Raw genomic sequence first — 23,578 nt, forward strand, 5'->3', positions numbered from 1 at the left:
TACCCCAACCCCTAAAGGGGCTATTATAAATGTAACTAAAGAAACTTTATTTAGTTCCCCCTTCAGGGGGATTGGGGGAATGTCTTCCCTCTAAGTTTTTGGCAATGGTTTCTAATGACAGGCCTTTCTCACGTAACAGCACAAGCAGATGAAACACCAGGTCCGAAGCTTCGTTGATCAGATCTGTTTCTGTTTCGGCAAGGGCAGCAATCACAGTTTCAACGCCTTCTTCGCCAACCTTTTGAGCGATCTTGTTTAGTCCTTTCTTACGCAGTTTATTTACATAAGAGCCTTCAACAGGTTCTTCGTAACGGCTACGGATGATGTTCTCTAATTCAAGAATAAAATTCTGATTATAAGTAGTATTGAAGCAGCTACGTGAACCAGTATGGCAGGTTACGCCATCCGGGCGAACCATGATCAAAACAGTGTCTTTATCGCAATCGATATGGATGCTTTGTACATGCAAAAAGTTACCGCTGGTTTCGCCTTTAGTCCACAAACGGTTTTTAGAGCGGGAGAAGAAAGTAACCACTTTCTCTTTAACAGTTTTCTCGTATGCTTCGGCGTTCATGTAGCCTAACATCAACACCTCAAGTGTTTGCCCGTCTTGTATTACAACCGGCACAAGGCCGTCGGTTTTTTCGAAATCAATTTCCATTATAGTATGGTAGATTGCAGCAAAAATACGTTATCTAACGTTAATGCTATGCTTTTTAAGTTCAGCTTTTAAATCAGGGATCAAAATTTCACCGTAGTGAAATACAGATGCGGCCAAAGCGGCATCTACATTGGTGTGCTCAAATACATCAACAAAATGCTGCATATTACCCGCGCCTCCAGATGCAATAACCGGAATATTTACAGCATCATTCACTACTTTAAGTAAGCTGTTATCGAATCCCGCCTTTGTACCGTCATGGTCCATAGAAGTAAGTAATATCTCACCCGCACCACGGTTTTCTGCTTCTAATATCCAGGTTAAAGTTTCTTTTTCAGTTGCAATGCGGCCACCGTTAAGGTGTACAATATTTTGATTACTGATATGCCTTGTATCAACGGCAACAATTACAAACTGAACGCCAAACGCTTTTGCTAATTCGTCGATCAGTTCAGGATTGCGCACCGCAGCAGAATTGATCGATATTTTATCGGCACCGGCATTCAACAGCGCATCAGCGTCGGCAATTTCGTTGATACCGCCGCCGATTGTAAAAGGGATATTGATCTGCCGAGCTACGGCTTTGACCAATTCAACCATAGTTTTACGGCGTTCGTGGGTTGCTGTAATGTCCAGAAACACCAGTTCATCAGCGCCTTGCTGCGAATAGTTCCAAGCCAGTTCAACTGGGTCACCGGCATCGCGCAGGTCAACAAAGTTTACACCTTTAACCGTACGGCCGTCTTTTACATCAAGGCAGGGGATTATGCGTTTAGCGAGCATCTATTAAAGTAAATACACACGTCAAATGGGGATTGCTTCGTTCCTCGCAATGACGTATGGAGAAATATCTTGATTCTTGTTTCTTGGCTCTTGATTCTAATGGGGTATTATATTGACATCAGTGCGTGCAGATTCCAGTCTTTAATTTCTTCAATGCTGATTCGGTTTTCGTAGATGGCTTTACCCACTACAACCGATTCAACTTTGATCTTGCTTAACTGCTCAATGTCTTTCATAGAGCTTACGCCACCCGATGCAATCAGCTTAATGAAAGGAGAGTGGTCTAACAGTTTTTCATAAAGCTGAATACCTGCTCCGCCAAGTTTGCCATCTTTACCGATATCAGTACACAAAAAGCGGAAAAAGCCAAGCTGAAGGCAACGGTCAACGTAATCCATTAACTTGATAGGAGAGCTTTCCATCCAACCAGAATATTTGATCACTTCGTCCAAAACGTCAATAGCAACCACAACCTGGTCAGAACATTTTTCTTTACCGCAAAGCGATTTGCTTAGTTCTTCTAAAAACGAAGGATTAGTAATAGCTTGTGTGCCTACAATTACACGTTCTATACCGGCATTTAAAAGTTCTTTCACTTTTTCAATGCTTCGTACACCGCCGCCATATTGCACCTTCATATCTGTTTTTTTGATGATGCTAAACAGATAATCCTGGTTACTGAAGTCGCCTTTAGCGCCGTTAAGGTCAATGATATGTATAAAGTTGGTACCGTTCGACTGGTAGCGCTCTATCATTTCCTCAAGCGTAACATCGTACTGTGTTACTTGCTCGTAGTCGCCCTCGCGCAAGCGAACAACCTTTTTATTTAAAATATCAATAGCGGGTATTATGTACATGTTATTACAAATTTGAAAAGTTTTTGAGTAGAAGTTCGCCATACTCGCCCGATTTTTCAGGGTGAAACTGAACTCCGTAAAAATTATTGTGCCAAATTGATGCCGAAAACTTATTTATATAATCAGTTGATGCCAAGGTATAATTGTCGTTGTGCTCAATAAAGTATGAATGTACAAAGTAAAAGTGTGTACCGTTAGGAATATTTGCAAATAATGGATTTTCCTTTTCGGTGCAAATGCTGTTCCAACCTGTATGCGGCACTTTAAAGTCTGTCGTCTCCTGAAAGCGCTTTGTTTTAAGCGGTATGATATCAAGCAGGTCAGCATCACCTTCTTCTGAGTGGGCTGTAAGCAATTGCATGCCTACACAAACACCTAAAGTTGGTTTATCAAGCGATTTGATCTTAGGCACAAGCCCGGTGTTCTGTAGCTTTTGCATAGCTGTACCTGCATGACCCACGCCGGGAATGATATAACGGTCGAACTGGTCAAAATCCTTTTCCTCATGGATCATGCCATAGCTAACCCCGAGCCTGTCAAGGGCCGATGTAAGCGAAAATATATTGCCTGCGCCGTATCGAATGATGCCTATCATAATTTAATAGAAAGAAGAACTATAATCAAGAGACAAGATGAATACAAAAATGTTGTCTCGATTCTTGTTTCTTGACTCTTGGTTCTGAGTTTAAAGCACTCCTTTTGTGCTTGGTAAAACCATATTGTTTGCGTCTCTGCGTACGGCCATTTTTATCGCTTTAGCAAAGGCTTTGAATATTGCTTCTATTTTATGGTGTTCGTTCTGGCCTTCGGCTTTGATGTTAAGATTGCATTTTGCAGCATCGCTAAACGACTTAAAGAAGTGATAAAACATCTCTGTAGGCATTTCACCGATCTTTTCACGCTTAAAGTCTGCATCCCAAACCAGCCAGTTACGTCCGCCAAAATCAATTGCAGCCTGCGACAGGCAATCATCCATTGGTAAACAGAAACCATAACGCTCAATGCCACGTTTATCACCTAATGCTGTAGCAAAAACTTCGCCTAAGGCAATGGCAGTATCTTCAATAGTATGATGCTCGTCGATGTGAAGGTCACCTTTCGCATCAACTTCCAGGTCGATATTACCGTGACGTGCAATCTGGTCAAGCATGTGATCAAAGAAATGCAAACCTGTACTTACCTGGGCATCACCTTTACCATCGAGATTGATCTTAATATAAATATCAGTCTCTCTTGTAGTACGGCGGCGCTCTGCCACACGTTCGCCAAGTTTTAAAAACTCATAGATTCTTTGCCAATCGGTAGTTTCCAATGCAACAGTTTCAGTGATCACTGCATTTTCTTCAGGCGTGAATTCACTATTACCCAAGCCCGAATTATCGTTGATCCAGATGGCTTTACATCCAAGATTTTTAGCCAATAAAACGTCATTCTTACGGTCGCCGATTACAAAAGAACCTTTAAGATCATATTTTTCAGCATCGAAATATTCGGTAAGCATGGCTGTACCCGGCTTACGGGTAGGGGCATTGTCTTTAGCAAAAGTACGGTCGATGTGTACTGCCGAAAAATTCACACCTTCGTTTGCAAAAGTTTTGACAACCAGATTTTGTACCGGCCAAAAGTTTTCTTCGGGATGGCTGATTGTTCCCAAGCCATCTTGGTTAGTCACCATTACCAGTTTGTAATCAAGTTCGGCGGCTATGCGCGGCAAATATTGCAGTGCTTTATTGTAAAATTCAAGCTTATAAAATGAATCTATTTGCTCGTCGGCACATTCCTTAATTAAGGTGCCGTCCCTGTCAATAAATAATATTTTTTGCGGACCGATCATTGATATGTTTGTAAAGTTTCTAATAATTTTTGATTTTCTGCAGGCGTGCCGATGGTAATTCGTACTGCCCCTTCGCAAAGTTCAACCTTAGAGCGGTCGCGAACAATGATACCATTGCTTACCAGGTAATTGTAAATGCCTCTTGGATCAGTAGTTTTTACGAGGATAAAATTTGCATCAGACGGATAAATATCCAGTACAAAATCAAAGTTCTTTAATTGAAGTACAAGTTTATCCCGCTCACTTAAAGTTTCTTTAATCCAGTTATTTACCTGATCAATATTTTGCAACGCCTGTAATGCTAACTGTTGCGAAGCTTCATTGATGTTGTAAGGTGGTTTAACCCGGTTCATTACTTCAATGATCTCCTCGCTTGCAAAGGCCATACCTATGCGCAAACCTGCCAGTCCCCATGCTTTTGACAAGGTTTGCAACACTACAAGGTTAGCATATTCTGTGAGTTCCTGTATAAACGATTTTTGACGGCTGAAATTGATATAAGCCTCGTCTACAACAACCAATCCTTTAAAGTTGGCAAGTAAGGTTTCAATATCTTCGCGGTTAATGGAGTTGCCGGTAGGGTTATTTGGCGAGCATACAAAGATTAGCTTGGTACGGTCATCAATTGCTTCGGCGATACCTTCCAGGTTTAACTGGTATTCTGCTGTTAACGGAACCCTTTTAATTTCGATGTCGTTGATATTGGCAGAGACCTCGTACATGCCGTAAGTAGGAGGAACAAGGATTACATTGTCTGTACCTGGATTGCAAAAGCTACGAAACAGGATGTCAATGGCTTCATCGCTACCGTTGCCTAAGAAAATATTACGTGGCGGAACGCCTTTAATCTCGCTCAGGCGTTTTTTTACCTGGAATTGCAGCGGATCTGGGTAGCGGTTGTATTGCTGCTCAAGCGGCGAACCGAATGCGTTTTCATTGGCATCCAGATACACGCTGGCTTCTCCCTGAAACTCGTCTCGTGCGGACGAGTAGGGCTTAAGTGTTTTTATGTTTGGTCGAAGTATGTTTTGTAAGTCGAACATGAGTTTTAATGAATAAATACTTGTCATTGCGAGCGGTAGCGTGGCAATCTTATGGCTGAGGGATTGCTTCGTACCTCACAATGACGGATGATAACTTATTTCTTTTCTCCTGATTCCTGGTTTTCATCCTGCAACCTCACGGTTACAGCGTTTTTATGGGCATGCAGGCCTTCTAACTCTGCCAGTATCTCTACAGTGGGGCCAATGTTATTAATCCCTTTTGGGCTGATATGCTGGAAAGTGATCTTTTTAACAAAGGAATCAACAGAAACACCTGAATAAGCACGCGCATAAGCACTTGTTGGCAAGGTATGATTAGTGCCCGATGCGTAATCACCGGCGCTTTCAGGTGTTAAGTTCCCTAAAAACACAGAACCTGCATTGATTACATCTCTGGCAATTTCCTGCCATTTTTCAGTAGCTAAAATCAAATGCTCTGGTGCATATAAGTTACTGAATGACATGGACTCATGCAGGTTATCTACAACAATAGTGTAAGAATTACCTATAGCCTTGGATACAATCTCAGCACGTGGTAAAACAGAAAGTTGTTTTTCCACTTCTTCATTTACTTTAGCAGCAAAATCATTTGAAGTAGTTACTAAAACAGCTTGGCTATCAATACCGTGTTCTGCTTGTGCCAATAGGTCAGCAGCGACGAAGACCGGATTTGCTGTTTCATCTGCAATTACCAAAACTTCTGACGGACCGGCAGGCATATCAATAGCCGTTGTAGTAGTTGATTGTATAATTGTTTTTGCCTTAGTAACAAACTGGTTTCCAGGACCAAAAATCTTATCAACTTTAGCAACACTTTCGGTGCCGTAAGCCATAGCTGCAACAGCCTGAGAGCCGCCTGCCAGATAGATTCGGTCAATATATAACAGCTGTGCAACATAAGCGATAAAGGCATTTACCTTACCGTTCTTTTGCGGCGGCGAACAAACCACAATCTCGTGGCAACCAGCTATGCGTGCAGGGATTCCCAGCATTAAAAATGTGCTTGGTAATACAGCTGTACCGCCTGGGATATACAATCCCACCTTTTCAATAGGTCGAAGTTCGCGCCAGCAGGTAACACCGGGCATGGTTTCAATCTTATCTTCGCCCTTTAACTGCGATTGGTGAAATTTATAGATATTGTTATAGGCCGTTTGCAAAGCTTCCTTCTGTTCGGGTTGCAGATTTTCCGCAAGTTCGTTTAATTCTGCTTTGTCAAGGTATAGCTTTTCAAGCTTAACATTGTCAAACTGATGTGCATAGTCAAAAAGGGCGCGGTCGCCATGAGTGCGCACGTTGTTAATTACATCTTCAACAATGGTACGGATTTCATTCGCCGGGTCTACATTGCGTTTAACCAGCTGCTGAAGTTCTTCTGCGCTTAGGTCTTTGTAGTTATAGGTCTTTAACACGTTTAGCCTCTCCTTAATCCCATTCATAGCAGAAAGGGAAATTTTAAAAGTCCGTTATTCTGTTAATCCTTAATCCTCTTACAGGATTATCTTTTCAATCGGCATTACAACAATGCCCTGTGCACCAGCTTGTTTTAGCAGGCTTATCCTGTCCCAAAAATCACGCTCCGGGATTACTGTATGTACGGCCACCCAATCCTCCTCTGCCAATGGTACCACAGAAGGGCTTTTTACACCCGGAAGCAGGTCTGTAATTGCTTTCAGATTTTCGCGCTGAACGTTAAGCACAACGTACTTAGTTTCCTTGGCACGTAATACGGATTGTATGCGTTGTATCAGTTCGATAACCAGGTCTTCATTCTCAGAGCCTTTACGGCCAATTAATACCGCCTCTGACGACATCACATCAGCAAAAGGTTTTAAACCATTGCTTTTTAATGTACCGCCTGTTGATACCAAATCGCAAATGGCATCACTTAATCCAAGGCCCGGAGAAATCTCCACAGAACCGGAGATGGTACGGATATCGGCCTCAATATTGTTCTCTTTTAAGTATTTACCTAAAATAACAGGGTAGGTAGTGGCAATTGATTTTCCTTGCAGTTGGCTAACGTTTACTACATCGCTGGTGTTGGGGATAGCTATTTTCAATGAGCATTTGCCAAAGCCCAGGCGTTGCAGATAGCTTACCTCTACTTCGGTTTCCTGTATAACGTTTTCGCCAACAATACCTAAATCGGCAATGCCATCCTGTACATATTCAGGAATGTCATCATCACGAAGGAAAAGTATTTCTAAAGGGAAATTAGATACAGGGGAGATAAGTGAGCTTTTGTAGTTTTCAAAACTTAAGCCACAGTTTTTAAGTAGTTCAACGGATTTTTCGTTGAGGCGACCCGATTTTTGGATCGCTATTTTTAATGTTTTCAATGCTGATTTTAATTAAACTATAAATAAACGGAGGGTTCACATTTCACGTAGAAACATACATCATATTATCGCCACAGGGGGCGATGGTGCAGGTGCAGATGATGTAATGTGTAAACCTTCATTTTATAGCTAACTTTTTGGGTGAGCGTTGCAAATATATATAGTTATCTGTAAATACAAAATGAAAAAAGCATTAAATCAATTGATTATTTAGCTGCATTTTCCGATTCGTTGTACTCATAAATAGCACCGTCGTCAAATTGTTCTAATTTTTTTAGATTATTATGCTGTTGTATATCCTTTATGTGTACCAATTCAGCATTATATAATTCGTTAAACCAGATAATGTAATAATGCTTTTGCGCGTAAAACTTATCAGTATCTTTTTTAAAATATTTATGAGGCAATAATTTGGTGTTGCTTTGCCCGCTAAACCAATATACTGCTTCGTGAGCATCTGAATAGATAGGTACACCTGATTTAAAAAGTTGTGGATGCCGGCGTATCCAGTCTACCGTGCCCGATTCCTTCCAGTCATCATCGGTATAACCGGGATTACCGTAATCGTACTGGTCATCATAACGTTGATAATCGATCTTATAAAGCCTATACTCAATGAAAATTGCAGTAATAATTAATACGCCATAAATAATCCATTTACTGTAAACCGGCCAACGGGCTGGCAGATGGATGATCCACCAGGTGAGGGCCCAAACCAGCGGTACATAAACAGGTGCCAGCAGGCGATTATTAATTTGCTCATACCGTGAAAACGTTGCCGAAAGCACCATAAACAATATATATACTAACGAGAACGCAATGGCAATGATGAGGTAATTGTTAAGGTTCCTCCTAAACGTATGAAATAGCAATGCAATAATCAATGCCACAATAACTAACACACCAACAAGCATTGGCAGCATATAAGTGGTATTAATTATACTTATCCAGCCCATTATTACACTGCCCACGTAAGCCAGATTCTGTCCAAATGAGGTTACCGAAGCTTCACGCGGGCCTGTAGTAGTGCCTGTAACTAAATGATTCCGAACGAGGTTGATTACCAGGAAAGCGATAGCCACAAAGCCAAAGGTAAATATGCGTCCCCAGCGTTTTTTAAAAGGATATGTTTGGTCGATTAATAAGAGTAATCCGCCTGCACCTATCACTGTAATACCTGCATATCGGGTAATGCACGCTATACCTGCTATTATGGCCGATACAATCAGCGCTTTATAAGTGTGCGTGTTGAGGTAATGCGAGAAGGCAATAAAGAACAAAAGCACCATTATTATAAATAGTGTTTCGGACCACATATAGGTATACACCTGTAATAACGCAGGATTAAGTATAATTACTGCCAGTATCAGCCATTTATAAATAATGGATTTAGGGGCGAATCTTTGCATCAGCCAGCCGCTAATAAAGATGACCGAAGCAAAAAGCAGCCCGTCTATAACAGGCCCGGCCTTAAGTGGATCAATACCACTAATAAAATAAGTAAAGGCAAGAAAAGCAGGGTAGAAGACGGGAAAGTCAACCAGTGACTTGTTGGTGAATGAGGTAAAAGCCCCATGATCATGCACATTTCTTGCTGTGCTGATATACATAATAGAATCGGGCGAAATACCGACACCATTGTATTTGGTGAATAGATAAATAACGTAGTAACCAATTATTGCTGCAACCAGCGCATCAAGATTTTTAATATAATCAGTTACTCTCGTCATATTGTAGTTTTAAGTACACTAATCGATCAGGTCCAGCACTTCGCTGATTGGCTGATCACTATTAATTAAAATGCCTTTTACTCCGGCAGCGGTACCCGCTTCCACATCACGCTCACGGTCGCCAATGAAATAAGATTTAGCCGGGTCGATATTATATTGTTCTATTCCCCTAAGCAGTAATCCCGGTTTAGGTTTGCGGCAGTCGCAATCGCCGGTAAAATTGGGGTGATGCGGGCAATAATAAATATCAGTAAATTCTACGCCGTGCTCATGGTAGATGCTGCGTAAATGCTGATGCATTTCGCCCAGTTGCTCTTCTGTATACCAGCCTTTAGCTAAACCACCTTGGTTTGTGGCTACTATTAATAGGTAGCCCCGCTTTTGCAGCTCCTGTAAAGCTTCAATATTATGTTCAAGCACATGGAAATCTTCCATACAGCAAACGTAATCGCCCATTTCCTGGTTTAAAACACCATCACGGTCTAAAAAAACTGCTTTATTTTTCAATTCTAACCTCTTTATTCTTTGCTGCAAAAATAGATTATTCAATTTATAGCAGCTAATGCAAAACAAAACATTGAGGATTTTGTATTGATTGACTTTTAATTTTATTAAATTGTTAATATATTATCAATAATAATCTCCCATATTGATAATACTTTAAAAATATTCGCACATTTTTAATTTTTTTTTGAAAATGCTATTTTCGTAATCACACCTAATTTCAAACTGGTTCTTTTAAGATGGATGTAACTGATAGCCACCAGGGCCTTTACCGGCCTGAATTTGAACACGACTCCTGTGGAACAGGATTTATCACCAATATTAACGGACACAAATCAAATCAGATCGTCCGTGACGCACTCACTATTCTCGAAAATATGGAACACCGCGGCGCTTGCGGCTGTGATCCGGAAAGCGGCGATGGTGCGGGTATCCTTATTCAATTGCCGCATGAGTTTTTGATGGAAGAATGCTCGAACCTGGAAATGAGCCTTCCGCAGCCGGGTGAGTACGGTGTTGGTATGTTGTTTTTTCCGAAGGATTCGCAACTGAAAAAAGCATGCAAAAATATTATTACTGCAGCATGTGAAAAACTGGGCCTGCAAATTTTAGGTTACCGTAAGCTGCCGGTTGATAATACCATTATTGGCGAAACTGCCCGCCAGGCAGAACCTGATGTAGAACAACTGTTTGTTTTAAAGCCGCATAGTATTACTACCAATGAGGCTTTTGAGCGTAAATTGTTTGTGTTGCGCCGCTACATTAACAAAACAGTTACCGAAACAGTACCGCAAGCAGGCGACCTGTTTTACTTTACATCACTTTCGAGCAAGACCATTATTTATAAAGGCCAGCTAACCACCTACCAGCTGCGCAAATATTTTACAGACCTTACAGATCCGCGCGTAGTGTCTGGCTTTGCCATGATCCACTCACGTTTCTCTACCAATACATTTCCATCATGGAAACTGGCGCAGCCTTTCAGGCTGATTGCCCACAATGGTGAGATCAACACGCTTACTGGTAACCTTAACTGGTTCTATTCTGGCGTTAACTCATTGGCTTCGCAGTATTTCACCAGCGAAGAAATGGAGATGCTGCTGCCTGTAATTGACAACAACCAATCAGATTCAGCTTGTCTGGATAACATCATCGAAATCCTGCTGCATTCCGGCCGCTCATTACCACACGTAATGATGATGCTGGTGCCGGAAGCATGGGATGGAAACGAGCAGATGGATCCCATCAAAAAAGCTTTCTATGAGTACCATGCTACAATTATGGAACCTTGGGACGGCCCGGCTGCGATCTCCTTTACTGACGGCAAACTGGTTGGTGCCTTGTTAGACCGTAACGGTCTTCGCCCGCTGCGTTATGTAATTACTAACGATAACCGGGTTATTGCCGCATCAGAGGCTGGTGTACTTACTATTGACGAAAGTACCGTAGTAAGCAAGGGTCGACTGCAACCAGGCAAAATGCTTTTGATAGATACCGTACAGGGTAAAATTATCAGGGATGAAGAAATTAAGCAACAGATAGCATCACAGCAGCCTTATGGCCGCTGGCTGGAAAATTATCAAATCCGTTTAGAGGATTTAGCTGAACCACGCCTTGCATTTGCGAGTTTAACGCCCGATGCTACCTTCCGTTACCAACAGGTATTCGGCTACAGCCGCGAAGATATTGATGTGATCATCAAACCAATGGCTATTGATGGTAAAGAACCAATAGGCTCTATGGGTACCGATGTGCCGCTGGCGATCTTATCTGATAAGCCGCAGCATTTATCAAGCTACTTTAAGCAATTCTTTGCTCAGGTAACCAACCCGCCAATCGACCCAATACGCGAGCGTTTGGTAATGAGTCTTAGCAGCTTTATCGGCAACAACGGTAACCTGCTTGATGAGGACAAAATGCATTGCCATTGCGTTAAACTGAACCACCCGATACTGAAAAACCACGAGCTTGAAAAGCTGCGTAGTATAGATACAGGATTATTCCATGCTAAAACGCTGCAAACCTACTTCAAAGCCGATGGCCAGCCGGGCTCGTTACAAAAAGGTATTGAACGACTTTGTCGTTACGCTGAGGATGCTGTAGAAGATGGTTTCGAGGTATTGATCCTATCCGACCGCGCTATTGATTCTGAACATGCGCCTATACCGTCTTTACTGGCTGTATCAGCAGTACACCATCACCTTATCAAAAAAGGTTGCCGTGGTGCTGTAGGACTTGTTGTAGAAATTGGCGACGCATGGGAAGTACATCACTTTGCTGCACTGTTAGCATTTGGCGCAAGCGCAATTAATCCTTACCTGGCGTTTTCTACCATAGAAAACTTAAAGCAGAGCGGCGAGATTGAAACCGATCAGGATATTTCGACTTTAACCAAAAATTATGTAAAAGCCATCGGCGATGGATTGTTAAAGATATTCTCAAAAATGGGTATCTCAACATTACAGTCCTACCATGGCTCACAGGTATTTGAGATTTTAGGTTTAAATAAAGATGTGGTTAACCGCTACTTTACCGGTGCTGTTACCCGCATTGAAGGCTTGGGTCTTGATGAAATAGCTAAAGAAGCTTTAGGTAAACACCGCATGGGCTTCAATCATTCTAAAAATGAAACCCGTTTGTTACCAGAGGGTGGTATTTACCAGTGGAAGCGCAGGGGAGAAGCACACTTGTTTAATCCGCAAACTATCCACCTGCTGCAACATGCAACCCGTACCAATGATTTTGAGGTGTATAAAAGCTATGCCCGCCTGATAAACGAGCAAAGCGAAAAGCACTTCACCTTGCGTGGTTTGCTTGACTTTACTCATCACCGCGAGGCAATTTCAATCGATGAAGTTGAACCGGCAGAAAGCATCATGAAGCGTTTTGCAACAGGCGCCATGTCGTTCGGTTCTATCTCTCACGAGGCACACAGCACACTGGCTATTGCCATGAACCGCATAGGCGGTAAAAGCAATACCGGCGAGGGCGGCGAGGATGAGATCCGTTATCAGACACTTGAAAACGGAGATTCTATGCGTTCGGCCATTAAGCAAATTGCTTCGGCAAGGTTTGGCGTAACGGCTAATTATCTTACCAATGCAGATGAATTGCAGATTAAAATGGCGCAGGGTGCAAAACCCGGAGAAGGTGGTCAGCTGCCAGGCCATAAAGTGGATGCATGGATAGCAAAAACCCGTCACTCTACACCAGGAGTCGGCTTGATTTCGCCGCCACCTCACCACGATATCTATTCGATTGAGGATTTAGCTCAGCTGATCTTCGACTTAAAGAATGCTAACCGTGCTGCACGTATCAACGTTAAGTTGGTATCAAAAGCAGGTGTAGGTACCATTGCTGCAGGCGTGGCTAAAGCACACGCAGACGTAATTCTGATTGCAGGTTACGATGGCGGTACAGGTGCATCACCAATCAGCTCTATAAAACATGCAGGCTTACCTTGGGAACTTGGCTTAGCCGAAGCGCACCAAACATTAGTACGTAATAAACTACGCAGCCGTGTGGTATTACAAGCTGATGGCCAGATGAAAACCGGCCGCGACTTAATTATCGCAGCCCTTATGGGTGCCGAAGAATGGGGTGTAGCAACAGCTGCCCTTGTTGCCGGAGGTTGTATCATGATGCGTAAATGCCATCTGAATACATGCCCTGTGGGTGTGGCTACTCAAGATCCTGAATTACGCAAGCTGTTCAGCGGTAAGCCGGAACATATTGTTAACCTGTTCCGCTTCCTGGCCGAAGATATGCGCGAGATTATGGCCGAGCTTGGTTTCCGTACTGTGAACGAGATGGTAGGCCGTGTACAGTTCCTGCGTGTTAAAGATAATATCCAGAACTGGAAGGCTAAGAAAGTAGACCTTTCAGGCATCCTGCACCCGGTTACTGTTGAAAAAGGCAGTACGCTTTACAACAGTGAAAAACAGGATCATGGAATTGATAGCATTATCGACTGGAAACTGATCGAAGCTGCCCAGCCAGCTATTGAAGACCGTACTCCGGTGTTCGCTAACTTCGAGTTAAAGAACATTGACCGTACAGTAGGTACCATGTTATCAAACGAGATATCTAAGAAATACGGTTCAGCCGGATTGCCTGACAATACCATTAACTTTAAATTTAAAGGATCAGCAGGGCAAAGCTTTGGCGCTTTCTCAACCAAAGGCGTTGCCTTTGAATTGGAAGGCGAAGCGAATGACTATGTAGGCAAAGGTTTGTCTGGTGCGCAACTGGCTATTTATCCTGCTGCTAATGCAACCTTTGTTCCCGAAAATAATATCATCATTGGTAACGTAGCCATGTATGGCGCTACCTCAGGTGAGCTGTTTGTTCGCGGCATGGCAGGCGAACGTTTCGCTGTACGTAACTCGGGTGCAACGGCTGTTGTAGAAGGTGTTGGCGATCATGGTTGCGAGTACATGACCGGTGGCCGTGCGCTCATACTTGGTAAAACAGGCCGCAACTTTGCAGCCGGTATGAGCGGTGGTATTGCATGGGTTTACGATGCAGACCGCAAGTTTGCCGAAAACTGTAACCCTGAAATGGTTGATCTTGATCCGTTATCGTCTGAAGATGAAGAGCAGATCATCAACCTGTTAAAGAAACACGTCAACTTAACGCAAAGCCAGATGGCTAAAGACCTGTTGGCAAACTGGACTTCTGCTTCATCAAAATTTGTAAAGGTGTTTCCGAAAGAGTATAAAAGAGTATTACAAGAATCTAAGTATCAAACTGTCAGCCAATAAATATGGGAAAGCCTACCGGATTTCAGGAGTTTAACAGAGAGCTTCCTGCTAAAGTTGCCCCTAACGAAAGGGTGAAAAATTATAGTGAGTTTGTTGGCCTGTATACAGCTGAAAAACTTAATGAACAATCTGCACGGTGTATGAACTGCGGCGTGCCATTCTGCCATTCAGGATGCCCGCTTGGTAACATCATCCCTGAGTTTAATGATGCTGTATATCGCAAAAACTGGGAAGAAGCGTATGAAATATTGTCTTCAACCAATAATTTTCCTGAGTTTACAGGCCGTATATGCCCTGCGCCATGCGAATCGGCATGTGTCTTAGGCATTAATAAGCCACCTGTAGCTATTGAGGAAATTGAAAAGCACATCATAGAAATTGCTTACGAACGTAAACTGGTTAAGCCGGTTGCACCGCTTGTAAAAACCGGTAAAACCGTTGCTGTAGTTGGCGCTGGCCCGGCCGGCCTTGCTGCCGCTGCCCAATTAACCAAAGCAGGACATGCTGTTACCGTTTATGAGCGCGATGATCAGCCAGGTGGTTTATTACGCTATGGTATCCCGGATTTCAAATTAGAGAAATGGGTAATAGAACGCCGTATAAAAGTAATGGAAGAAGACGGTGTGCAATTTATCTGTAATACCGAAGTAGGTAAAGATATTTCGCCTGAAGAACTGATCCGTAAGTATGACGCTGTGGTACTTGCCGGTGGTTCAACCATTCCGCGTGACCTGCCAATCCCTGGCCGCGAATTTAAAGGTGTTCATTTTGCTATGGACTTCCTGAAACAGCAAAACAAACGCGTTAGCAATACAGAGATTGCTGTTGAGGATATTTTAGCTACCGATAAAGATGTAGTTGTAATTGGTGGTGGCGACACAGGATCGGATTGCGTGGGTACATCAAACCGCCAGGGTGCTAAATCAATCCTGCAATTTGAATTTATGCCTCAGCCGCCTAAAGAGCGTACATTAGCTATGCCGTGGCCAAGTTATCCAATGTTACTGAAAACAACCAGCTCTCATGAAGAAGGTGTTCAAAGGCATTTTGGTGTAAATACTAAAGAGTTTTTAGGCGATGAAAACGGAAACTTACGTGCGCTTAAAGTAACAGACGTTGAATGGGAAACAGACTTTTTGGGCCGCCCTACCAAATTTAAAGAGGTAGAAGGTTCTGAAAGGGAGATACCTTGCCAGCGTGTATTTTTAGCGATGGGTTTCTTACATCCGCAGCATCAGGGTATGTTGCAGCAATTGGGTGTAGAGCTGGATGAACGTAAAAATGTAAAAGCCAAAGAAGGCGTTTACCGTACCAATGTAAGTAAAGTATTCGCCTGCGGCGACATGCGTCGCGGACAATCCCTGGTAGTTTGGGCCATTTCCGAAGGCCGGGAAACTGCACGTAAGGTTGACGAGTTCCTGATGGGGCATACCCTGCTCGAAAGCAAGGAAGCTGTTAACTTTTACGAACAAGCTTTTTAAGGTTTTATTTGTCAGTTATAAACCAAAGCAGACTGCGGTAGCCATTTGGCTATCGCAGATCTGTAATTTCGGCTACTGAAAGTAGTTTCTCTTTAAATTCGGCAAAGGTCTCTTTCACCGTTAAATATGATTCGCTATCGCCGATCATATATACGCGAACCTCTTCTTCCGTTTCTTTGGTGTCTTCCTTTTGCACTTCGTAGATTACAGTTGATAAAATGTTATCTACATTGATCAGTGTATTGCGGTTATTTTTGTCTAAAAGTTCAATAAATCTTGCCATGCGTTTATAACAAGCTCATGAACGTTTGGTTGTTATGCAATCAACAATTAGTTGATTTATATCGATATGACACTCTGCTTACACAGTTGAGCCCGTTTTGTACAATTGTATAAGTGTTACCTACTTTTGTATAAACAGCAGCCCTACTTCTCCATATACCTTTGTTTCAACATTTAAAATTTAAAACAATGTCTAAGACAATTTTTATTTCCGGAGCTTCAAAAGGATTTGGTAAAATCTGGGCAGAAGCATTTTTAAAACGTGGTGATAAAGTAGTAGCAACTGCAAGAAATATTGATACATTACAAGATCTGGTAACAACCTACGGCGATGCCATATTGCCCCTACAATTGGATGTGAACGACCGTGAAGCAGATTTTGCTGCCATTGAAAAAGCTAAAGCGCATTTCGGCAGCATTGATGTGCTGATCAATAATGCTGGTTTTGGTGTGTTTGGCGCTGTTGAGGAAGTAAGTGAAAAAGAAGCACGTGACCAGATTGAAACTAATGTATTTGGTTTGCTATGGCTTACCCAAGCAGCAATTCCGGTGATGCGCGAACAGGGGCATGGGCACATTATTCAGATTTCAAGCGTACTTGGTGTAGCAACCGTACCTACTCTGGGTATCTATAACGCTTCGAAATTTGCTGTAGAAGGTTTAAGCGAAACACTTGCTGCTGAAGTTAAACCATTCGGCATTAATGTGACTCTTGTTGAACCAAACGGATTTTCAACTGACTGGGGTGGGCCATCAGCTTTACGCTCAGAAAAGAACCCTGTATATGATGATCTGCGCGAAGCTGTAACTAAAGGTTTTACGCCTGAATCTATCGGCAAACCTGAAGCAACTACCGATGCCATCATTAAATTGGTTGACGCTCAAAATCCTCCTTTAAGATTATTTTTAGGTAAGGTAGGCCTGCCATGGGTAAAACAAGTGTATGCACAACGTTTAGCTACCTGGGAGGAATGGGCAGAAGTATCTACGGCCGCTCACGGACACTAATTAATATTTAATACTGCTGACAAATCTACGCACGTAAGGGTGTAGATTTGTTTATATCCTGAGTACATGAAGCACTATAAAAGCATTACCGATCTGAACCGTGAAAATGGTTTCGCACTGCCAGAAAATCCTTTGATCAGCCTTAATCGCTGCAATAATACATGTACAATAGGTGATCGTGCTTTTACTACTGACTTTTATACTATCGGTTTTAAGAAATTAAAGTCTGGCGTTATCAAATATGGCCGTACGAAGTATGATCACGAAAACGGCTCGATGTCTTTCATGAAGCCACGGCAGATCATAGAGTTTAAAGACCTGCAATTTGAGGAAGATGGCTTTTTGCTGTTTATACACGAAGATTTTTTGAACGGACATTTCCTGCACAGCGAGATTGAGAAATATAGTTTTTTTGATTATGAGATCAATGAGGCTTTACATCTTTCTCCGAAAGAGGAGCAGATTATCTGGGATTTATATCACAAGATAGAAATTGAGTATAACAATAACCCGGATGAATATAGCCGCGAAATAATGCTGGCTCATATCGATTCGATATTGAAATATGCACAGCGTTTTTACAAACGACAGTTTATCAATCGCACGGAGCTTTCCGGTAATACGGTATCTAAATTTAATAATGCTTTAAGTATATATTTCAAGAGCGACCAATTTAAAAAACAAGGACTTCCGTCTGTGAGCATTTTGGCTTCGAATTTAAATTTGTCTGTGAGGTATCTGTCTGACTTGCTTAAACAGGAAACCGGAAAGACAGCGATAGAGTTAATTCATATTTATTTGATAGCAGAAGCCAAGAACAGGTTTACAGAGGCTGATTACAGTGTTTCTGAAATTGCCTATCAATTAGGCTTTGAAAATTTACCCTACTTTTCACGGCTGTTTAAAAAGGAGGTAGGCATCAGTCCTAATCAGTACAAAAAGCAGTTGATGAATTAAGTGTGTTAGCTTTACAACCCAAACAATAAAAGCTTTGCAATTGCAAAGCTTTTATTGTTTATATCGAATAAGAAATCAGCTAACTTCAATTATTATCTCCAGTGACCGCGTCTCCAGGCGTAACCGCGTGGGCCACGATCCCAATGGCCTTGTACATATACCCTGCCTGGACGACTGCGTACATAGTAACCACGCATATAAACGTAGCGTCCGCCACTCCAGGTCCATTCGCCAGGCACCCAATAAGCACCGGCATAAGGGGCAACAGGCCTTACATAGTAAGGTTCAGCAGGTTGTTCGGTAACATAGTACTGGCCAGAACAAGCTGTTAAAGCCAAGGTAGTAGCAAACCCTATTCCTAAAATTAATTTACTCAAAGTTTTCATAGTTGTAGTCTTTTGAAAGTATAAGACATCAAACTATCACGAAAGTTTAATTACTTATTTGAGAACTTGTCGGCAACGATAAGTTCTTTACTGTCAGCCTGATACTTGTAAAATCCTTCACCGCTTTTTACACCTTTATGCCCGGCAGTCACCATATTTACCAGTAATGGGCAAGGGGCATATTTAGGATTACCAAAACCATCGTGTAAAACATTTAAAATCGCCAGGCAAACATCCAGGCCTATAAAATCAGCTAACTGAAGCGGCCCCATCGGATGGGCCATGCCTAATTTCATCACCGTATCTATTTCATAAACACCTGCTACGCCTTCATAAAGCGAATAAATCGCTTCATTGATCATGGGCATCAGTATGCGGTTAGCCACAAAACCGGGATAATCATTTACCTCAACCGGGACTTTCTCAATTTTTTCAGAAAGCTCCATGATCTTTGCCGTTACTTCATCAGTAGTGGCATAACCCCTGATCACTTCTACCAATTTCATCACCGGCACCGGGTTCATAAAATGCATCCCGATTACATTCTCCGGTTTTTTAGTTACCGAAGCAATTTTAGTGATGGAAATGGAAGATGTATTGGTAGCTAATATGGTATCATCGCCACAATACTCGCTTAGTTGCTTAAACAGGTTAAGTTTTATCTCGCTGTTTTCAGTAGCAGCTTCTATTACCAGGTCGGCATCTTTAACGGCTTGCTGCAAATCTATAAGGGTAGTGATATTATTTAAGGCATTTACTTTGGCTGATTCATCTAAGGTGCCTTTTTTTATCTGCCTGTCGAAGTTTGCGGTGATGGTGGCTATCGCTTTTTGCAATGCAGCCTCGTTGATATCGCAAAGGGCAACCTTGTATCCATATTGAGCAAACACATGAGCAATGCCATTGCCCATGGTTCCAGATCCTATAACGGTAATGTTTCTCATAATCAAATGTGTAAAAAGGAATTTAAATTCTATGCACGCATAGTAAAATGTCCGCTACAATTGAAGTAACTGCCCAGCCTGCTTAATTGCTTCTTTATTCAGTTCAGGTAATTCAGTGATCTTTCCAATCAAAGGTAAACTGGTATATTTAAGTATATATCTTTCGCTTTCTGCATCGGCAGGGCCATTAAAAATAATACCTTTTACAGAGATGCCTTTTTGCTTCAATACTTCAACCGAAAGCAGGGTATGATTGATGCTGCCCAGGTAATTCTGCGAAACCAATATTACTTCCGCACCCAATTGCTTTATTAAATCGGTCATCAAGTGTTGTTCGTTTAATGGCACCATTAACCCGCCAGCGCCCTCGATCAATAAGGTACTATCGGTTTGTGGCAGCTCAAATTTGCTAAGGTCAATAGTCACGCCATCTAAAGCGGCAGACTTATGCGGAGAATATGGTTGTGTAAGCTGGTAAGCTTCGGGGTGGAAAACAGTTTTACTGTTTGATACCAGGCTTCTAACCTTCATGGTATCACTGTTGTCAAGGTCGCCAGATTGTACTGGTTTCCAATAGTCGGCCTGTAGCTTTTCTGTAATGATAGCCGATACCACCGTTTTACCAATGCCTGTTCCTATGCCGGTTATAAAATATTTGTTAGTCATTTGATAGTTTTTGTAATGTAGCTGCTAAAAGTTTTACTTCCTGTTCTGTATTATAGCTGTGCATGCATATTCTTAGTCGTTCGGTTCCTTCAGCAACGGTCGGGCTTAATACCGGGCGAATGTCGAAACCAGCACTTTTAAGTTGATTTGCCCAGCTAATTGTTTTAAAATTATCGCCTGCCAATATGCAATTAATGGCACTTAAACCGGCAATAGCAAAAGATGTATCTCCTGTTAAGCTTTTTAACAGGTTGATGTTATGCCATAGTTGATCTATTGTGTTTTCGGATTTTTGCAGGAGCTGATAAGATGCTTTTATACCCGCCAGTTGATGAAATGATGCTGCGGTGCTGTATATAAAAGAACGGGCGAAATTCACCAGGTAATCATGCAATAATTGGCTGCCCAAAACAACCGCACCGTGTGTACCCATAGCTTTACCAAAGGTAACTACCCTTGCAAATACCTGATGCTGTAATTGCAGTTGATCAATCAACCCCTTACCAATAACGCCTATGGCATGCGCTTCATCGATAATGAGGTTTGCTCCATATTTTTCTGATAGAGGTATTATATCCTGGATAGGTGCAAGGTCGCCATCCATAGAGTAAACACTCTCGACAGCGATATAAATTCTGCCTTTAGCATTTTTTAGCTTTTCCTCAAGGCTGTCAAGATCGTTATGTTTAAAGGTATAGCGGTTAGCATTTCCGAGACGGATGCCATCGATAATGGAGGCATGGATCAGCTCATCAGTTATCACTGTATCGCCGCGTTGAGGCAAACTGCAAAATAAGCCCACGTTGGCATCGTACCCCGAGTTAAATATCAAGCCAGCTTCGTGCTGATGTACTGCCGCTATTTCGGCTTCGAGTTGCTGTGCGTAATTGATATTGCCGGTAAGCAGGCGGGAGCCGGTTGAGCCGTTTAGATAATCACCATGGGAATTTAATTCAAGATCAATAAGTCTTTTCAATTCCTCAGACCGTGCAAAGCCAAGGTAATCATTTGAAGCAAAGTCGATCAGTCCCGTCACTTCACTTTTAAGCGACCGGTAATTGCCAGCTTGTTTACGTTGTTCGAGCCTTTCGGCGATGTATTGATCAGCAGGATGCAATGGTTAAAAATTTCTGCTAAAATAAAAAAAGCGGCCGATAGCCGCTTTCAAAATCAAATTTCAGAAATTATCTGTTTGATGGGGGAGCACCGCCGCCATTTTGCATACGTGCGCGCGCCTCTTCCTGGTATTTTTTAAACGCTGCTTTTTGCTCATCAGTCAATAAGGCGTTCACTTTTTCGTTAGTTGCCTGCCTAAGTGGTTGCATTGCTGAACGCATAGAAGAAAAGTCGCCATTGGCAGCAGTTCTGATACTATCCATTTTAGTAGCTTGTGCCTGATAAATCGCCTGTACTTTCGTAGTTTGATCATCAGTCAGTTTTAAAACAGTTTGCAGGTTTTTAGCCATGTCGGCAGGGCTCATGCGCATACGGCCGCCACCCTGTGCATGTGATGCCGCAGCAAAACCTATTACTAAGCAGCACATTAAAAAAATCTTTTTCATCATTTTTAGTTTTGTAGTTATGATAAAGATAATGGCTAAAGGTTTAATATTTGTGTTGTAACTTAATTGTTGCTAAGCTTTGATATGGAGCGTTGCATCTGTGCCATCATGGTAGTAAGGCTTTCCATGGTAGGTTCTGGCATTGGCTCTGGCATGTGTGTACTGAAATATGCTTTAGCTTTCCAAACTTCCAGTATATCTTCTGCCTGTACTTCGTAAGGTTCGTAAGCTGGGTTGTCAGAAACCAGTTTCAGCTTTTTGTTGTCCTTAAACTTATTACCGATACGTTTATATACCACACCTTCAGATTTCGAAAGCACTACATAAGTTTCGTTAGGTTTAATGTCGGTCCAGTTTTCTACATATTCACCTATAACTATGCTGCCAGAAACCAGCGGCAGCATGGAGTCGCCTTTTATTTCAAAAGCACGGTAGGTGCCCTGCTTAAACATTGGCAGATAAAACTTAGGTAAAGTACCTACAAATTCAGGATCAGCGTAACCATTTAAGTAACCTGCACTGGCCTTCATGGGCACAAGTTCGATGTTCTCATTGTCTTCTTTATCTACCGTTATGCTTAACACACGCAGGTTGGCCGGGTTACCTTTTGGCTTTGGTGCCCACTTTTCATCAATAGTTTCATTAATAAAAGCATCAATACTAACGTCAAAAAATAATGCTATTTTTTTTAGTAAATCATATTTGGGATCGGCACGGTCTTCTTCATAAGCGCCTACTAAAGAGCGTTTTATACCTATCTGATCTGCGAATTGCTGCTGTGTTAAACCCTTTTTCTTTCTCAGAAATTTTAGGTTAGATGAAATTATTGACATAAATATTTGCAAATGCTAAAATTATTAGTAACTTTATGCTCATAAAATTAGTAATTATTTTTTGAACAGCAAATTATATTTATCAAGATGAAACGGTTTATATATATTATCACAGACAGAAACAGAAATAACCTGCATGTTGGACTATCTTCAGACTTAATGAAAACATTGCAGTTTTACCGCGACATGCCGACACTTTTTTTTGATAATGCCCAGCAGCTAAACCGTTTAGTTTACTTTGAGGAAATCAATAACGAGGAGATGGCTATGGAGCGCTTTAAGTTTGTAAGCACCTTTACCCGCAGCCAGAAAGAAAAAATGATCAGATCTGTAAACGCCGATTGGATAGACCTGACTATTGGATTAACGTATGAGCAGCAGCAAAACCGCACAAGGCCACAAATGCGCCCATCGTTTGGTTCACGTTTGCGTGCTACTGCTTAATAAATTTTAACGCGCCCGAATTCATACAGTAACGTTTACCGCCTTTATCGGCAGGGCCGTCGTCAAAAATATGGCCTAAATGTAAACCGGTACTTTTTTCAATTACTTCAGTGCGTTGCATGCCGTAGCTGTTATCTTTCACAAAGGCAACTTTATTGGGGTCTACAGGTTTGGTAAAGCTTGGCCAACCGGTGCCACTGTCAAATTTATCGGCCGAGCTAAACAATACTTCGCCGGTAGCTGCGCTTACATAAACGCCTTTTTGGTGGTTGTTCCAATAAGCATTTTTATAAGGTGGTTCTGTGCCTTTGTCAACCATTATCTCATACTGATTCGGCGTCAGTTTACTTTTCCAGTCCGTTTTCTGTTTATCACTTATCTTTTGCTGATTGGCCTGTCCGTTCATTTGCTGGCAGCTTAATGTAAAAAGCGCAACAAACAGTCCTGCAATACCTATTATCCTTTTCATAATTATAATTACGCAGCAAAGTTCAAAGC

23 protein-coding genes are annotated in these 23,578 nt (G+C 42.0%); 5 read left to right on the top strand and 18 right to left on the bottom strand.

Annotated elements, in window-relative coordinates; all coding sequences use genetic code 11:
- Positions 1–46: 46 nt before the first annotated feature.
- The 10 genes from hisIE to PQ461_RS10655 all read right to left on the bottom strand — a co-directional run bounded on the left by hisIE (position 47) and on the right by PQ461_RS10655 (position 9,757).
- Entirely contained in the window at positions 47–661 is a 615-nt protein-coding gene (gene hisIE / locus PQ461_RS10610; RefSeq protein ID WP_274205470.1) for a bifunctional phosphoribosyl-AMP cyclohydrolase/phosphoribosyl-ATP diphosphatase HisIE, read from the bottom strand.
- Between the two features lie 30 nt (positions 662–691).
- Positions 692–1,444, bottom strand: a complete 753-nt coding sequence (hisF, locus tag PQ461_RS10615) for an imidazole glycerol phosphate synthase subunit HisF (RefSeq protein ID WP_274205471.1) — start codon at positions 1,442–1,444, stop codon at positions 692–694.
- Positions 1,445–1,551: 107 nt separating this feature from the next.
- Positions 1,552–2,301: a 1-(5-phosphoribosyl)-5-[(5-phosphoribosylamino)methylideneamino]imidazole-4-carboxamide isomerase gene (locus tag PQ461_RS10620; protein ID WP_274205472.1), complete on the bottom strand. Its 750-nt coding sequence runs from the start codon at positions 2,299–2,301 to the stop codon at positions 1,552–1,554.
- A 4-nt stretch (positions 2,302–2,305) separates the two neighbouring features.
- A complete protein-coding gene (gene hisH / locus PQ461_RS10625; protein WP_274205473.1) occupies positions 2,306–2,896 on the bottom strand; it encodes an imidazole glycerol phosphate synthase subunit HisH in 591 nt (196 codons plus the stop codon).
- Positions 2,897–2,986: 90 nt separating this feature from the next.
- Entirely contained in the window at positions 2,987–4,135 is a 1,149-nt protein-coding gene (gene hisB / locus PQ461_RS10630; protein ID WP_274205474.1) for a bifunctional histidinol-phosphatase/imidazoleglycerol-phosphate dehydratase HisB, read from the bottom strand.
- On the bottom strand, positions 4,132–5,178 hold the full coding sequence (gene hisC, locus PQ461_RS10635; RefSeq protein WP_274205476.1) for a histidinol-phosphate transaminase: 1,047 nt from the start codon (positions 5,176–5,178) through the stop codon (positions 4,132–4,134). The genes hisB and hisC overlap by 4 nt, the downstream gene beginning before the upstream one ends.
- A 95-nt stretch (positions 5,179–5,273) precedes the next feature.
- The gene (hisD, locus tag PQ461_RS10640) at positions 5,274–6,617 is read right to left on the bottom strand and encodes a histidinol dehydrogenase (protein ID WP_274205477.1); all 1,344 of its coding nucleotides are present in this window, start codon (positions 6,615–6,617) and stop codon (positions 5,274–5,276) included.
- A gap of 51 nt (positions 6,618–6,668) precedes the next feature.
- Complete coding sequence (gene hisG, locus PQ461_RS10645; RefSeq protein WP_274205478.1) at positions 6,669–7,520, bottom strand: ATP phosphoribosyltransferase; 852 nt, start codon at positions 7,518–7,520, stop codon at positions 6,669–6,671.
- A 206-nt stretch (positions 7,521–7,726) separates the two neighbouring features.
- On the bottom strand, positions 7,727–9,250 hold the full coding sequence (locus PQ461_RS10650; protein WP_274205479.1) for an ArnT family glycosyltransferase: 1,524 nt from the start codon (positions 9,248–9,250) through the stop codon (positions 7,727–7,729).
- An 18-nt stretch (positions 9,251–9,268) separates the two neighbouring features.
- Positions 9,269–9,757, bottom strand: coding sequence for a D-glycero-alpha-D-manno-heptose-1,7-bisphosphate 7-phosphatase (locus PQ461_RS10655; RefSeq protein WP_274205480.1), 489 nt, complete (start codon positions 9,755–9,757; stop codon positions 9,269–9,271).
- Between the two features lie 236 nt (positions 9,758–9,993).
- On the opposite strand from PQ461_RS10655, the gene gltB reads away from it, so the two are divergent.
- Both gltB and PQ461_RS10665 read left to right on the top strand, forming a co-directional pair.
- Positions 9,994–14,517 (top strand): glutamate synthase large subunit, encoded by a 4,524-nt coding sequence (gene gltB, locus PQ461_RS10660; protein WP_274205481.1) that lies wholly within the window; start codon positions 9,994–9,996, stop codon positions 14,515–14,517.
- Between the two features lie 2 nt (positions 14,518–14,519).
- The gene (locus PQ461_RS10665; RefSeq protein WP_274205482.1) at positions 14,520–15,998 is read left to right on the top strand and encodes a glutamate synthase subunit beta; all 1,479 of its coding nucleotides are present in this window, start codon (positions 14,520–14,522) and stop codon (positions 15,996–15,998) included.
- 49 nt (positions 15,999–16,047) lie between these two features.
- Here the strand turns inward: PQ461_RS10665 and PQ461_RS10670 are convergent, their stop codons facing one another.
- On the bottom strand, positions 16,048–16,281 hold the full coding sequence (locus PQ461_RS10670; protein WP_274205483.1) for a hypothetical protein: 234 nt from the start codon (positions 16,279–16,281) through the stop codon (positions 16,048–16,050).
- Between the two features lie 188 nt (positions 16,282–16,469).
- On the opposite strand from PQ461_RS10670, the gene PQ461_RS10675 reads away from it, so the two are divergent.
- Together PQ461_RS10675 and PQ461_RS10680 are read left to right on the top strand one after the other, a co-directional pair.
- The gene (locus tag PQ461_RS10675; RefSeq protein ID WP_274205484.1) at positions 16,470–17,288 is read left to right on the top strand and encodes an SDR family NAD(P)-dependent oxidoreductase; all 819 of its coding nucleotides are present in this window, start codon (positions 16,470–16,472) and stop codon (positions 17,286–17,288) included.
- A 66-nt stretch (positions 17,289–17,354) separates the two neighbouring features.
- Positions 17,355–18,245 carry a helix-turn-helix domain-containing protein gene (locus PQ461_RS10680; protein WP_274205485.1) on the top strand — a complete coding sequence of 297 codons (891 nt, stop codon included), beginning with the start codon at positions 17,355–17,357 and terminating at the stop codon, positions 18,243–18,245.
- A gap of 92 nt (positions 18,246–18,337) precedes the next feature.
- Here the strand turns inward: PQ461_RS10680 and PQ461_RS10685 are convergent, their stop codons facing one another.
- The 6 genes from PQ461_RS10685 to PQ461_RS10710 form a co-directional block, all read right to left on the bottom strand.
- Complete coding sequence (locus PQ461_RS10685; RefSeq protein WP_274205486.1) at positions 18,338–18,631, bottom strand: hypothetical protein; 294 nt, start codon at positions 18,629–18,631, stop codon at positions 18,338–18,340.
- Between the two features lie 50 nt (positions 18,632–18,681).
- The gene (locus tag PQ461_RS10690; protein WP_274205487.1) at positions 18,682–19,575 is read right to left on the bottom strand and encodes a 3-hydroxyacyl-CoA dehydrogenase family protein; all 894 of its coding nucleotides are present in this window, start codon (positions 19,573–19,575) and stop codon (positions 18,682–18,684) included.
- 54 nt (positions 19,576–19,629) lie between these two features.
- On the bottom strand, positions 19,630–20,241 hold the full coding sequence (bioD, locus tag PQ461_RS10695) for a dethiobiotin synthase (protein WP_274205489.1): 612 nt from the start codon (positions 20,239–20,241) through the stop codon (positions 19,630–19,632).
- Complete coding sequence (locus tag PQ461_RS10700; RefSeq protein ID WP_274205490.1) at positions 20,234–21,358, bottom strand: aminotransferase class I/II-fold pyridoxal phosphate-dependent enzyme; 1,125 nt, start codon at positions 21,356–21,358, stop codon at positions 20,234–20,236. The genes bioD and PQ461_RS10700 overlap by 8 nt, the downstream gene beginning before the upstream one ends.
- A 67-nt stretch (positions 21,359–21,425) precedes the next feature.
- Entirely contained in the window at positions 21,426–21,806 is a 381-nt protein-coding gene (locus PQ461_RS10705; RefSeq protein ID WP_274205491.1) for a hypothetical protein, read from the bottom strand.
- A 59-nt stretch (positions 21,807–21,865) separates the two neighbouring features.
- The gene (locus PQ461_RS10710; RefSeq protein WP_274205492.1) at positions 21,866–22,636 is read right to left on the bottom strand and encodes an XRE family transcriptional regulator; all 771 of its coding nucleotides are present in this window, start codon (positions 22,634–22,636) and stop codon (positions 21,866–21,868) included.
- Between the two features lie 87 nt (positions 22,637–22,723).
- Here PQ461_RS10710 and PQ461_RS10715 point away from each other — a divergent pair, with 87 nt between their 5' ends.
- Positions 22,724–23,080, top strand: a complete 357-nt coding sequence (locus tag PQ461_RS10715) for a GIY-YIG nuclease family protein (protein ID WP_274205493.1) — start codon at positions 22,724–22,726, stop codon at positions 23,078–23,080.
- On the opposite strand, the gene msrB is transcribed toward PQ461_RS10715, so the two are convergent.
- Positions 23,070–23,549, bottom strand: a complete 480-nt coding sequence (gene msrB / locus PQ461_RS10720; protein ID WP_274205494.1) for a peptide-methionine (R)-S-oxide reductase MsrB — start codon at positions 23,547–23,549, stop codon at positions 23,070–23,072. The two genes, PQ461_RS10715 and msrB, sit on opposite strands and share 11 nt — an antisense overlap.
- Between the last annotated feature and the right edge of the window lie 29 nt (positions 23,550–23,578).

The organism is Mucilaginibacter sp. KACC 22063 (assembly GCF_028736115.1).
Lineage (GTDB): Bacteria > Bacteroidota > Bacteroidia > Sphingobacteriales > Sphingobacteriaceae > Mucilaginibacter.